Origin of the sequence: Paenibacillus sp. FSL R5-0923 (assembly GCF_038009145.1) — a bacterium.
Lineage (GTDB): Bacteria > Bacillota > Bacilli > Paenibacillales > Paenibacillaceae > Paenibacillus_AQ.
The window spans coordinates 4,590,979-4,604,502 of record NZ_JBBPAT010000001.1 but is presented as its reverse complement, the minus strand read 5'-3'; the positions used below and the strand labels follow the sequence as shown (position 1 = coordinate 4,604,502).

Genomic DNA, 13,524 nt, shown 5'->3' with positions numbered 1-13,524 from the left:
ACTTGAAGTCAACTAACACTATTTTGCTGGCTCAAGCTCTTCAAGTGCCCACTCGCAAAATTGTATAGAGCTCTCCATATCGAGCACACGTTTCCGAATGAGTAAATAGCGTCCAAAAGTCGTTGCTTTTAATTCACGAGTCTCACCTCGTTCATCACGTAAGACTTCGTTAGCTTTCAGCAAGACCTTGTATCGTTCTAGCTCACTTTTACAAAATTCCGCTCGTTTTTGTAGAAGTTCTTTTGCCTCCTCGGGTTTGGAGAGCCATAGACTATACAGCTTAAAATGTAGCTCGTCCCGTAGAACTGGAGGCTCTGCTGGAGTCTCCACCCATCTCCGCAATTGCTCAAGTCCTGCTTCCGTAATGGAGTATTCCTTTTTATCCGGCTTATCCGACTGCTCAATGAGCTGATATGAAATATAACCTTGCTGCTCCATGCTCATTAGAAGAGGGTAGATTTGACTATGTCCTGCTCGCCATAACGGTTTGATATTCTGTGTTAATTCATATCCAGACAACGAATTAGCACTAAGTAAAGTAAGAAGTCCATAAGACAGTGTATTCATTACTCTGAAGCCCTCCAGTTATTATATATCCGTTATTATTGTGATTTTTAGGCATATGTCATCATTGACATATATTCAATATGATTATAACATTATTTAAGTTAAATTATATATGTAAAAGTAGACATATAAAAAAGATAAGGAGGGGTAGCGTGGACGTTAAACAAGAAAGTAAAATTCATTTTTGGCCTATAATGATTGCCATATTCTTCGGAAACTTCGTCTCTGTCTTAAGTACAACGACCATCAACATAGCTGTTCCTCTTTTAATGAATCATTTCCATTCGAACCTGAACACTATGCAATGGATGGTTACAGGTTTTATGCTAGCAACGGGAGTAACTGCACCACTTGCCGGATATCTGGGAGGCAGATTTAGCTATAAGCGACTGTATCTATTCGCTTTGATGGGATTCACCATGTTCTCCTTACTCTGTGCAATAGCTTGGAATCCAACCTCTCTGATTGTATTTCGAATGCTTCAGGGGTCTTGCAGCGGGCTGATTATGGCCTGTACGATGACGATTATATTCCAAGTGATTCCAGCTGAACGCAGACCTTTCGCCGTGAGCCTATGGTCGCTATCCGCGATGGTAGCCCCAGCCATAGGTCCGACATTTAGCGGATGGTTACTTCAGTATGCTAGCTGGCACTGGTTATTTTTAATTAACATTCCCATTGGGATCATTGCTATTATTCTAACCGTAACGTTAATTCCATACTATCGAATGAATGTTCCGAAATCATTTGATATTCCTGGCTTCCTAACTGTTGTACTGGGCAGCTTATCTTTATTAACCGCATTTAGCCAAGGCAATAGCTGGGGATGGAGCTCATGGAAGACCCTATCCTTAATACTTGTGGGGATCGTACTTTTAGTTTTCTTCGTCTTGCACGAGCTGAAGGCGGAAGTACCACTGCTGAATCTGCGTGTCTTTCGAAATCGGCGCTTTACTGCCATGCTTAGTATCTATAGTTTGGTGACGATAGCAATGTATGCTGGAACTTACTTAACTCCATTGTTCTTACAAACGGTAGAAGGAGCAACAACACTTAAAACGGGGCTTATCTTATTGCCATCTTCGATTCTTCTGGCTTTACTTAGTCCAATCGTGGGTAAGATGTATCCAAAGTTTGGGCCTGTGAAGTTAATTTCTGCTGGTATTTTATTTATTTTCATCGGTTTATTCATGATGAGCCGGCTGCATACAAATGTTTCTTACAGCTTCATTATGTGGGCAATGGTTGTTCGGAATTTAGGTATTGGATTAGCTAACGTTCCGAGTAGCACAGCGTCTATGGAGGAAATTCCAGTCGAATGGTCAGGTCATGCCACATCGATCAACAACTGGGTTCGGAATGTGTTAAGCTCACTTGGGATTGCGGTGTTCACTTCTATTTTGTCCACAAGATCCTTACTACACTCTAAAGAATTGATCAGTTCAGGTGCAGGTAATGCAGATTCGATAAGATTATTATCGTTCACTATGGGTGTGAACGATGTATTCGTAGTCGGCTCTATCATCGTGTTGTTTGGATTACCACTTATGTTTTTATTGCGCAAGAAGCGTAGTGTGATTTCTGTTCAAAATGCGGGATAACCTTCGCATCACATTAGAAAAGCAGACCAAGGGCTTAGTCTTGATCTGCTTTTTTTATATGTTAAGTTAGTGCATCATGTCGCCCATTCCACCCATGCTGCCCACAATTTCCGGATTGATCATCCCGAATATCATCGCGATATGTGCTACAACCAAGAATCCACTGATGAGTATAAAATGAAGCTTCATTTTCTGTTCATCTGTTCGTTTACGAGCGATCAGACCAAGATCTAACAAAGCTAGCGGTAATAAGAAAAGCACTCCGCTCAAATAGAAGCCTACGGCTACCACGTCAACCCATGTGTGCCACTCACCATTCACTGACAAAGGGATGAATGCGGTAGGAAACAAGTAGAGGAATACCCCTGTGAAGTACAACCCCGCCAGAATGCTACAGAATTTGTTAAAGGTCCGTAAAGAGCCTTTTAGATTTTTGGTGAACAAAATAATAAACTCTGTAACGGTGATCGTCTCAGCAAAAATCACAGGGATCGCCATAAATAAAATCAAGTTCCAAGGCTGATTATCCGCTAGCAAAGACATATAATGGGTCATGTTCATAAAATACTCCTCCGATATATAAAAATAACTTTCGTACTGATCGTATTCGAGAAGTATGTGGAAAGTATGTAGAAACGAAGGTATTATAAATACATCCATTAATAACAATTGAGGGGAGCAAGACAGCAGTGGGAAGAGGACTACAAAGTATTTTATTTGATTTGGATGGTACATTAACGGACCCTAAAGAAGGCATAACAAAAAGCGTAGAATACGCATTGAACAAATTTGACATTCAGATCGAGCATTTGGATAAACTTCTTCCTTACATAGGCCCACCTCTTTATGATTCATTTATCGAGCTGCATCAGTTCTCAGAGGAACAAGCGCAACAAGCAGTTGCATTCTACCGTGAGCGTTACAGCACCGTTGGAATGCTTGAGAATATGGTGATTGAAGGTATACCGCAACTGCTGGAAGACCTCAAGAATAAAGGATTTTCATTGTATGTAGCTACCTCCAAGCCTACTGTTTTTGCAGAACAAATTCTTGAGCATTATAAACTAGATCATTATTTTGAGCATATCGGTGGTAGTAATCTAGATGGCACCCGTTCTAAAAAGAAAGATGTGATACAGTACGTACTCGATCAAAATGCTATTCTTCCGGAGGAAGCTGTGATGATTGGGGACCGAGAGCATGATATTATCGGTGCTATAGGTTGTGGAGTAGAATCTATTGGTGTGACGTTTGGTTACGGACCTAAAGAAGAACTGGAGAATGCTGGGGCAGATCATATCGCTTATCGAGTAGAAGAAATTGCGGATATCATCCAACATATATCATTAAGAGAGCGGTGTGCGAAATGATCCAACCTCGTAATTCAATCTTGGAGGGCAATACAGTCAAGCTGGTTCCAATAGATGACAGCCATGTAGAAGGGCTAGCGAGAGTATTAAGAAATCCAAACATCTGGGAATTTACTTGGCGAAAAATAACGTCGGACGAGCAGGTACAGGATTTAATCACAACCGCATTCGCAAATCAAAACAATGAATCGCAAATTCCCTTCGTCATCATTGAAAAAGCTACTGGACAAATCGTCGGTACCACTCGAATCATGCATCCGGATTTGGTTCATCGCAATGCTGAAATCGGATGTACGTGGATCTCACCTGAATATTGGAGAACGAGTGTGAACACCGAGGCTAAGTCATTACTGCTTCACTATTGTTTTGAAGAACTAAAGCTGATTCGTGTAGAGTTTACAGTGGTGAAGACTAACTTGAGGTCACAAAGAGCGGTAGAACGATTAGGGGCTGTAAAAGAAGGGGTCCTACGCCAGCATAGAATTAGATCTGATGGTTCGATTCATGATAATGTTGTCTTTAGTATTTTGGATAAAGAATGGCCATCGGTAAAAGAGAATCTGCACTATTTATTAAATGAGAAGTACTCATAATTGTATAAAAGAAGCCAAGAGTCCCTCTCTTATGGAGAAGGACTCTTGCTCTATAGATCAGCCACTTGGCTGTTTATGGTTATTGTTTAGGACTTACAAGAATTTTCACATGATTTTTTTCCTTCAAAAGCGCCTCAAACCCGTGTTCAATCACTTCGTTCAATTTGATTCTTTTAGTCACTAGTTTGTCTGCAGGGAAGTAACCTTGTTCCATGAGACTAATTACTGCTGGGAATACATCACGGTATCCGATGATACCAGTTAAATTACGTTCTTTAAGTACGATGTTGTTTGGAGTAATCGTAGCATCTTTTTCAAAAATACTAACGATCATGATTTGACCACTTAATTTAGTGGAATTGATAGCTTGTGTTAGAACGGGAGGGACACCTGTGACTTCAAAAGCAACATCCACGCCGCCATCGGTACGTTTTTGAATTTCTTCAACCACATCATATTGTTTAGGATCGATTACAATACCACCAAGTTCCTCAGCTTTGCTTTTACGTTCTTCTGAGAGTTCAACAACATAAATTTCAGCTGCACCGGAAGCTTTCAAAGCTTCAATCACAAGCAAACCGATAGGACCAGCGCCAAATACTACAGCCTTATCTCCGACCTTCAATTGACTGGAACGAACAGCATGCAGAGCAACTGCAGAAGGTTCTACTAGAGCGCCTTGCTCATAGGACAAGCTGTCAGGAATTTTGTGCACCATATGTTGGTCTGCTGCAACGTATTCTGAGAATCCACCGCCGCCTCCAGCCAAACCTAGGAAGCCCATTTTTTCACAAAGATTGTATTTGCCTTGTCGACAAGCTACACATTCACCACATGCAAAAACTGGTTCAACGACAACTCGATCACCAACATTAAACTTGCTAACGCCTTGACCTACTTCAACGATTTGTCCAGAGAATTCATGTCCCATTACGACTGGCGCTTTTTCACCAGTAAGGGGATGATCTGTACCTTGGGGAATGAAAATAGGACCGGCTACATATTCGTGAAGATCGCTGCCACAAATCCCGCACCATTCTATTTTGATTTTCACTTTTCCTTCAAGTGCTGCTGGTTCTTCAATCGTTTCTAACCGTAGATCTTTGACGTTATGCCATCTTAATGCTTGCATATCATTCATCTCCTAGATTAATTAATTGATAATAAATAGTGTTTTTCTCCTGGGAAAGAGGAAACGTTTCCGAGAACAAATATGTCACATAATTTTCATATTGTCAAATTTAAATACTAAAATATTAATATCGAAAATTAGTGAAAAATTTCACCTAAACTTAGCGATAGCAGGCATATATAGACTGTGTGATACTTGCTATAAGTGCTTTTATAAGTACATATATGTTATAATAAATACATTGGGAAAACGGCTTGAATGAGACGGATAGATTTAATAATAGCTATGATTACGGAAACGATTCCGAAAATGAGGGGACTATCAACTTGGCTAATAAAAACAAAGTAACCATAGAGGATGTAGCGAAACGAGCGGGAGTAGGTATTGCTACTGTTTCAAGAGCGATTAATAATTCGGAGGGAATTAGTTCCAAGACTAAGGCATTAGTACTGCAAGTGATTGAGGAGATGGGTTTTACACCTAATACCTCTGCACAAAGTCTGAAGATTCGCCAAACGAAGCAAATCGCTCTGGCCGTTCCCGACATTCGAAATGCCATTATTCCAGATATCGCCTGGTCCGTGGAGCAAGCAGCTAAACAGGACGGCTATCGAGTCATTCAGATTAATACTTCCGGAAATCCGCGGACAGAGCTCGAAACGATTCGTGAGATCAAGAAATTACATGTTGATGGACTCATTATCATGCCTCTTGCTTATCCCAAGACTATGGTAGAGCTAATTAATAAATCGAGTGTTCCTGTCTCCATCATTAACTACGGGAAACGCATTACAGAGAATGTGAAAGCGGATGTCGTAAGCCTGTCACGTTTTGAGGGCCAGCTAATCATGGAACATCTAAGCAATATTGGCCGAACTAGAATTGCTTACGCAGGAGCTCAGAAGGATCTCATTGAAGATCGTTATCTTGCCTATCAGCAGGCGTTAAATCAAGTGGATATTTCTTTGGTTTATTTTGGAGAGGATTTCTCCTTGCAAACGGGAGTACAAGCTGCAGATTATTTCTATAGCCTGACCCATATGCCAGATGCAATATATGCTGTAAATGACATGGTCGCTATAGGGATCGTAAACCGATTTAAAGAGTTAGGCGTTCGTGTTCCTGAGGATGTGGCAGTGGTAGGGGTGGATAATAACGCATGGACAACCATTACAAGTCCGCAGATTAGTTCGGTCTCGATCATGGGCAATGAAGTCGCCCGATTGGCTACTCAGCTTCTGTTGCAACGCATTCAGGATAATATTACGGGCGACTACCAAAGAGTACAGATTGATCCGCGTTTAATTGTGCGAGAGTCTAGTGTTTCGGTTAAGCGTAGTACGACAGGTTGAAAATCCTCTAAATCCTGTTAGACTTAATACTAAGTAAGTTGATGGGGGAATATGAAATGAGGAGATTATTATGGCTAATATATATAAAAGCGTAACAGATTTGATTGGTAATACACCGTTATTGGAAATTTCGAAATATAGTAAATCTCAGAACGTTGAAGCAAAAATCCTTGCCAAGTTAGAGTCTTTTAATCCTGGAGGTAGCGTCAAGGATCGTATAGGTTATGCGATGATCAAAGATGCTGAGGATAAAGGCTTAATTCACAAAGATTCTGTAATTATTGAGCCAACAAGTGGCAATACCGGCATTGGCCTTGCAATGGCTGCGACCAGCCTTGGCTATCCGTTGATTATCGTACTTCCGGATACATTCAGTATTGAACGCCGTAAGGTGATGGCTGCACTTGGTGCTAAGCTTGTATTAACACCTGGAGCTGAAGGAATGAGCGGTGCTCTGAAAAAGGCAGAGGAATTGGCAGCGGAAATTCCACATGCATTCATTCCACAACAATTCAGCAACCCAGCTAACCCTGAAATTCACAGAACGACAACTGCAGAGGAAATTTGGCGGGATACTGATGGAAATGTAGATATTTTTATTGCGGGTGTTGGTTCTGGAGGCACCATATCAGGGGTTGGGGAAGCTTTGAAGGCTAAGAACCCTTCGGTACAGATCGTCGCTATCGAACCGTTTGATTCACCGGTATTATCTGGTGGCCGGCCTAGTGCGCATGGAATTCAGGGGATTGGTGCTAACTTCATTCCGGAGATTTACAATAAAGAGGTTGTTGATGAGATTTTTCAGGTGAAGAATAAAGACGCATTTAATGTAGCGCGTGAAATTGCCAAGACCGAGGGGTTACTTGTAGGGATCTCGTCTGGTGCGGCGGTATACACAGCTACAGAAATTGCTAAACGTTCAGAAAATAAAGGGAAGACGATTGTGGTGATTTTGCCGGATACTGGTGAACGTTATTTAACAACTACTCTGTTTGATTTTAACGAATAGATTGGTTTGACCTAAGATAATACAGAAGAAGTGGCTAGAATTAACGAATTGAATCAAACCCATCGGATGGGTGCAGATCAGGAGTATTTTAATTTCTAGCACTGAGGTTAATACAAACAAGGAGGCTCAGCGGAATGCTGAGTCTTTTTGTGTATTTAGTAATTAAAGAGTGATCAATTCAGCCCCTTATTTTACCAATGGCTATGGTACAATATAGCATAAATCGTAGTAGTTCTAAAAAAGGAGTATAAAACGTGTGAATGTGTTAAAAAAAGTTAGAAATAATTATGTGATTTGGCATGCAAATCGTATTCAGTTACTGGATTTTCCTTCAAGTCCTGTCGTTAGAAAGAAAGTGGTTTTTTCGGGTAGAGTTCAAAACGTAGGATTCCGCTTGGAAATATATACGATTGCTGAAAGAATGAAGTTAAAGGGTAGGGTGAAAAATTTAAACGACGGAAGTGTAGAGGTAGAAGTACAAGGAGAAGAGCAGCAAATCTCTTTTTTAGTTCATTGCATGCAATCATTGAAACGGGCATCTGTAAAGAAAGTAACTATGAGTGATCTGCCTATTCATGAGAGTGAGAAAGATTTCACGATAGTAAAATAAGTACATATGGATTAGTAGAATTAAGAAGTGGATTGTTTTTTCGGATTAGGAAGATAGAGGAAAAAATATGAATAGATTAATTAATTGGGACTAAAGTTTCACAGTTCATTCTTCGCTGTGTAATACACAGAATAGAATAAAATGGAACTATTGCTTAAGCCATGCGTAACCGATAAATAAAAGAGATTATGATAGAGCAGGAGGTACATATGAACTACAGAATTTTCAGAAAAATGCTTCTTACCACACTTGCCACCCTGATGTTAAGTGTTTTGCTTCTTCCGGTTTTAACTTCAGCCAAGACAGCTGTACCTAAGCATACTGGGTCATTTTATGTGAATGATTTTGCGAATGTGATCGACGAGAAAGCTGAGAATTACATGGTGAACTATGGAATCCGATTACATCAGGATACGGGTGCTCAAGTCGTAGTGGTGACAGTCGATTCTACAAATGGAGTTTCGATGGAAGAGTATGCAACTTCGCTATTCAATAGCTGGGGCGTAGGCTCTGCGGATAAGAATAACGGGCTTTTGCTACTGCTTTCTATAAAAGATGATGACTACTGGGCGGTACAAGGTAAGGGTATTGAGGACACGTTGCCTAACAGTAAGATTAAAGATATTCTCTCTCAATATCTTGAGCCGGATTTTGCAGCTAAAACTTATAGTAACGGTGCACGTAAAACTTATGGCGCTTTTATTCAAGCCATGGGTGGGACCTGGGTGGAGAATGTCGGCACCAAAAACTATGTATCCGATAATGCCGGTGTACTCAAAAAAGTAACAAAGGACTATTTGAACGAATCTAGCAACAGATATAAAACTACAACTGGCAGCGGAATTTATGTGGTTACTGTAAAGAACGCAGGAGATAAAACGCTTCAGGATTATACCTACATGAAGTTTGCCTCCGTTGCTGCTGGCCCTAAGGATGTTATGCTCGTGCTAGACATAGGTGGAGACAACTATCATGTTCTGCAAGGGAAGGACATCGACAAGGTTCTAACTAATGATGCAATCAGCAATATTTTGGATACTGTACTTGAGCCCCAATTTGTGAAAAAAGATTACGGAACGGGAGCTACGGCAACTTCTAATGCTTTGTACAGCTTCTTATTGGCTAGAGCGGATCAATCCGTTGGAGCGACGGGAAATAGTGGAGGCACTACAGCCGCCAATTCTTCCTCAACAACCACTTCAGCAAAGGAGACTAGTGTTAGTGTAGGCAAAGGCCTTCTAATTTACTTATTGATATTTGCTCCGCTCATACTGTTCGGATATGGTCTTTCACGACGCAATAAATATATTGAAATGTATGGCTTGCCATTTAATCCGTATAGCCCAAGAAATATTCGTCGGTATGGGAATTGGTACGGTCAAGCGGATTACGGTTATGGTAGACGTTGGCACAGACGTTATAATAATCACCATCATAATCACCACCATCATCATAGAAACACACCATCCAATAACTCACAGTCAAGCTTCTGGGGAAACAGTGGTGGAGGCGGATCTACTAGAGGTGGCGGAGCAGGACGATATTCCTCAAGCAACGAGAATCGTGGGGGCGGAGGCTCGAGTAGTGGCGGAGGTGCAGGTAGACATTCTTCTAGCTCTTCCAGCTCTTCCAGCAGCAGCTACTCTAACAATGATAGTGGCTCCGGTGGAGGAGGTTATTCCGGCGGTGGTGGCTCATCAGGTGGTGGGGGTAGCGCCAGCAGTGGTGGCGGAGCGGGTAGACACTAAAAAGGTTGAAGATGAGCAGGTTTCCGGGTTATCCGAAACCTGCTTGTTTTGTTTTAGAAGGTTACTTATTTGTTTTAGGTTGTTACTTAATAGTAACTTTTCATAAAATTTATCGTCTATGATAAAGTTAGACATTTATTTTCAAATTCCGTAATAGTCAGGGAGGAAAAAAGAAGTGAGCACTTCATCATTACCTCAACGTTCCACCGTACGCAAAAAGAAGCCAACAAAAAAACGTAAGAAACGGAGCTTTTTCCGAACACTATCCAAAGTATTTTTATTCTGCTTAATTTTGTTGATTGCTGGGGGCGGCTGGTTTTACTTTGCACCTTCGGCTAAAAATCTGCGCTATTCAATCGCTGATACACTGATTACAACACAGCACCGCTACATGGCTAAATATATTATTGGCGAGGACGGATTAAAGGACAGAGTGACTGAATATAGCGCCCAATTTGAAGAGATGGGGGTCGAAAAGGACACACATACCATCACTCCTGAACCAGAAGTAAAAGAGAAACCACTGGTCGAGATAGAAAATGTATCAGGTACTGGATATTCCGGATATGTCATGATCGTTAATGATCCTACTAAAGTTCGTTTGGGAATTCCGGATAAAGTAGGGTCAGGTGAGAAAGTAACTAGTATGGTGAAGCGCACAGGTGCTATCGCTGGAGTTAACGGTGGTGGATTCGCTGACCCCAACTGGAAAGGTAACGGATTTAAACCTATCGGTATTGTGATCTCACAAGGTAAGTTATATTACAACGGTCTCGGTGGCAAGAAATCCACGCAAATCGTAGGTCTTGATAAACAAGGGAAGATGGTTGCTGGAAATTATTCTTTAGACGAGATTAGTAAAATGGGTGTTCAGGAGGCAGTAACTTTTAGCCCTCGTTTAATCGTCAATGGAAAAGGATTGATTAAGAACGCGGCTGAAGGTTGGGGAATTGCACCAAGAACAGCGATGGGCCAGCGAGCTGACGGAGCGATTATATTTGTTATTATTGATGGAAGACAACCTACTTATAGTATTGGGGCAAATCTATACGATGTGCAGCAAATCCTTCTTAAGCATGGAGCAGTGATTGCTGCCAATTTGGATGGAGGTTCTTCTACTGTGCTGGTAAAAGACAACGAGATTATGAACAAGCCATCCTCTCAATATGGGGAACGATATTTACCTACGGCTTTTCTTGTGTTTGAGCACCCTGAGCAAGTCGATATGCCGAATATTTGGAAGGGACTTGACCCCTCCAAAATTGATGCTGCTAAGAAGCGTACACGCTAAAGCACTCTTAATACGTAAATAAGATAAGGATTATCTTGGATTGCCATATGAAAATATGCTACGATATCACCTAGCATGAAACAGAATACAGAACTAACAGGTCTGGAACAGGGGGAATAGGAGTGACGTTGCAACAACTCCGCTACGCTATCGAAATTGCAAATAGTGGCTCCATGAATGAGGCGGCAAAGAAGCTCTTTGTTTCTCAACCGAGCCTGTCCAATGCCATTAAAGAATTAGAAAGTGAACTGGGGATTACGATTTTTGAGCGGACCAACCGTGGAATCAGTATTTCCGTTGAGGGAATGGAATTCCTGGGTTATGCCCGCCAAATTATTGAACAGACGGAGCTTATGGAGAATCGTTATACTGGGAAAAAGCGTAGTCCGATCTATTTTTCCATCTCTACGCAGCACTACGCCTTTGTGGTTGACGCCTTTGTAAATCTCATGAAGCACAGTGATGTCTCAGAATACAACTTTAGCTTGAGAGAGACGCAAACCTACGAGATTATCGAAGATGTACGTACCTTGCGCAGTGATTTAGGAATTCTTTATATTAACGAGAGTAACTATAAGCATATGAATAAACTGTTTAGTGATAGCAATCTGAAATTCACACCACTTTTTAATACCGATCCGCATCTTTATGTTCGAACCGGACACCCGCTGGCTCATAAGGACGTCATTACACAGGATGATATTGTGCCGTTCCCTTATATCACTTTTGAACAGGGTGAGAACAATTCACTGCACTTCTCAGAGGAAATGTTAAGCTTTTCACAAATTGAGAAGAATATTAAGGTGAATGACCGAGCGACACTGACCAATTTATTAATGGGTACGGATTGCTATACGGTAGGCACAGGAATTCTGGCGTCTGATCTAAATGGTGATGGACTGAAGACGATTCCTTTTGAGAGCAATGAAGTATTTACGGTTGGCTGGATAGCGCATAAAGATCGCAGACCGAGTGTAATGGCATCTAAGTATATCGAGATTTTGAATGACCTGGTTTCAGGAAGTTATTTTGATCTAAATCATTTTTTACTATAGCAGTAGGAGGATCGGTATGATTAGACCCGTAATTGGCACCCAGAGAAATGCTCCACCCTTTCGCTACGATATCGTTGGCAGCTTCTTACGAACGGATGAGATAAAAGCAGCCCGCCTCCAATATGACAATGGTGAAATCACGGGCAGTCAGCTTCATGAAATTGAGAATATTGAAATCGCCAAACTACTGGATCTGCAAAAAGAAGTTGGGTTATTGGCGGTCACAGACGGAGAATTTCGCCGTTCCTGGTGGCATCTCGATTTCTTTGTAGGGATTAAAGGAACTGAGAAGATTAACTTAAATCAAGGAAGAGCGGAAGCGGCTCAGCGCGCGGAATCTTTTCGAATCGTGGACCGGATTGCCTTTGAGGATCATCCAATGATCGACCAATTTATCGCTTTGAAACAAATGGCCGGAGACCGAATTCCGAAAATGACGATCCCTTCACCCGCTTTATTTCACTTTGTGGAGGACTTTAACGGGAATGAAGTTTACCCGGATCAAGAAACCCTATTCCAAGATATTATTGCTGTTTACCGAACTGCAATCCAAGCGTTCTATGATGCAGGCTGCCGTTACCTCCAATTAGACGATACAACTTGGGGAACGCTGTGTAGTGGTAGACATCGGGCGCATTTACGAAGCAGAGGTACAGATCCAGATCAGTTGGCTAAGGATTATGTTAGGCTGATTAACGAGAGCATTGCCAATCGTCCAGATGATATGACGATCGCGCTTCACGTATGCCGAGGTAATTTCCGTTCCACATGGTTCGCAGCTGGTGGTTATGAGCCTGTGGCCGAAGAGCTTTTTTCGAATAGTAAAGTGGATGCTTTTTTCTTGGAGTATGATAATGAGCGGGCGGGCGATTTTGAGCCCTTACGTTTTATTAAAGATCAATTTGTGGTATTGGGACTAGTAACTACGAAACATGGTGGTCTTGAGAGCAAAGAGCAGCTCAAAGCGCGTATTGAAGAAGCGGCACAATATGTTGATATTGAGAAGCTTTGCTTAAGTACACAATGTGGATTTGCTTCCACCGAGGAAGGAAATATCCTAACCGAAGAAGAGCAGTGGGATAAAATACGTCTCGTAATTGAAACAGCCCAAGAGGTTTGGGTATAAATAAAATAAGTTTTTAGAAGGCTCCTGTTTGATTCAGGGGCCTTTTTTATGCGTGTATTGTGACAGCTTA

The 13,524-nt window shown here is 41.5% G+C and carries 13 protein-coding genes; 10 read left to right on the top strand and 3 right to left on the bottom strand.

What is annotated here, in order from left to right; translation table 11 throughout:
- Positions 1-18: 18 nt before the first annotated feature.
- Entirely contained in the window at positions 19-567 is a 549-nt protein-coding gene (locus tag MKX35_RS20440; RefSeq protein ID WP_076298957.1) for a PadR family transcriptional regulator, read from the bottom strand.
- A 152-nt stretch (positions 568-719) separates the two neighbouring features.
- On the opposite strand from MKX35_RS20440, the gene MKX35_RS20435 reads away from it, so the two are divergent.
- Positions 720-2,168 carry an MDR family MFS transporter gene (locus tag MKX35_RS20435; protein WP_256716260.1) on the top strand — a complete coding sequence of 483 codons (1,449 nt, stop codon included), beginning with the start codon at positions 720-722 and terminating at the stop codon, positions 2,166-2,168.
- 66 nt (positions 2,169-2,234) lie between these two features.
- On the opposite strand, the gene MKX35_RS20430 is transcribed toward MKX35_RS20435, so the two are convergent.
- Positions 2,235-2,729 (bottom strand): DUF6803 family protein, encoded by a 495-nt coding sequence (locus tag MKX35_RS20430; RefSeq protein WP_076298958.1) that lies wholly within the window; start codon positions 2,727-2,729, stop codon positions 2,235-2,237.
- Between the two features lie 128 nt (positions 2,730-2,857).
- Here MKX35_RS20430 and MKX35_RS20425 point away from each other — a divergent pair, with 128 nt between their 5' ends.
- A complete protein-coding gene (locus tag MKX35_RS20425; RefSeq protein WP_076298959.1) occupies positions 2,858-3,538 on the top strand; it encodes an HAD family hydrolase in 681 nt (226 codons plus the stop codon).
- Complete coding sequence (locus tag MKX35_RS20420; protein ID WP_076298960.1) at positions 3,535-4,131, top strand: GNAT family N-acetyltransferase; 597 nt, start codon at positions 3,535-3,537, stop codon at positions 4,129-4,131. The genes MKX35_RS20425 and MKX35_RS20420 overlap by 4 nt, the downstream gene beginning before the upstream one ends.
- Before the next feature lie 79 nt (positions 4,132-4,210).
- Here the strand turns inward: MKX35_RS20420 and MKX35_RS20415 are convergent, their stop codons facing one another.
- Complete coding sequence (locus tag MKX35_RS20415) at positions 4,211-5,263, bottom strand: 2,3-butanediol dehydrogenase (protein ID WP_076298961.1); 1,053 nt, start codon at positions 5,261-5,263, stop codon at positions 4,211-4,213.
- 326 nt (positions 5,264-5,589) lie between these two features.
- Here MKX35_RS20415 and MKX35_RS20410 point away from each other — a divergent pair, with 326 nt between their 5' ends.
- From MKX35_RS20410 to MKX35_RS20380, 7 genes are all read left to right on the top strand, one after another.
- Positions 5,590-6,615, top strand: coding sequence for a LacI family DNA-binding transcriptional regulator (locus MKX35_RS20410; protein WP_076298962.1), 1,026 nt, complete (start codon positions 5,590-5,592; stop codon positions 6,613-6,615).
- 70 nt (positions 6,616-6,685) lie between these two features.
- Positions 6,686-7,624 (top strand): cysteine synthase A, encoded by a 939-nt coding sequence (gene cysK / locus MKX35_RS20405; protein WP_076298963.1) that lies wholly within the window; start codon positions 6,686-6,688, stop codon positions 7,622-7,624.
- Between the two features lie 256 nt (positions 7,625-7,880).
- Positions 7,881-8,234 (top strand): acylphosphatase, encoded by a 354-nt coding sequence (locus MKX35_RS20400; RefSeq protein WP_081382800.1) that lies wholly within the window; start codon positions 7,881-7,883, stop codon positions 8,232-8,234.
- 209 nt (positions 8,235-8,443) lie between these two features.
- The gene (locus MKX35_RS20395) at positions 8,444-9,982 is read left to right on the top strand and encodes a TPM domain-containing protein (protein ID WP_076298964.1); all 1,539 of its coding nucleotides are present in this window, start codon (positions 8,444-8,446) and stop codon (positions 9,980-9,982) included.
- Positions 9,983-10,157: 175 nt separating this feature from the next.
- A complete protein-coding gene (locus MKX35_RS20390) occupies positions 10,158-11,273 on the top strand; it encodes a phosphodiester glycosidase family protein (RefSeq protein WP_076298965.1) in 1,116 nt (371 codons plus the stop codon).
- Between the two features lie 122 nt (positions 11,274-11,395).
- The gene (locus MKX35_RS20385; RefSeq protein WP_076298966.1) at positions 11,396-12,328 is read left to right on the top strand and encodes a LysR family transcriptional regulator; all 933 of its coding nucleotides are present in this window, start codon (positions 11,396-11,398) and stop codon (positions 12,326-12,328) included.
- Between the two features lie 16 nt (positions 12,329-12,344).
- Positions 12,345-13,454, top strand: a complete 1,110-nt coding sequence (locus MKX35_RS20380) for a 5-methyltetrahydropteroyltriglutamate--homocysteine S-methyltransferase (protein WP_076298967.1) — start codon at positions 12,345-12,347, stop codon at positions 13,452-13,454.
- Positions 13,455-13,524 lie beyond the last annotated feature (70 nt).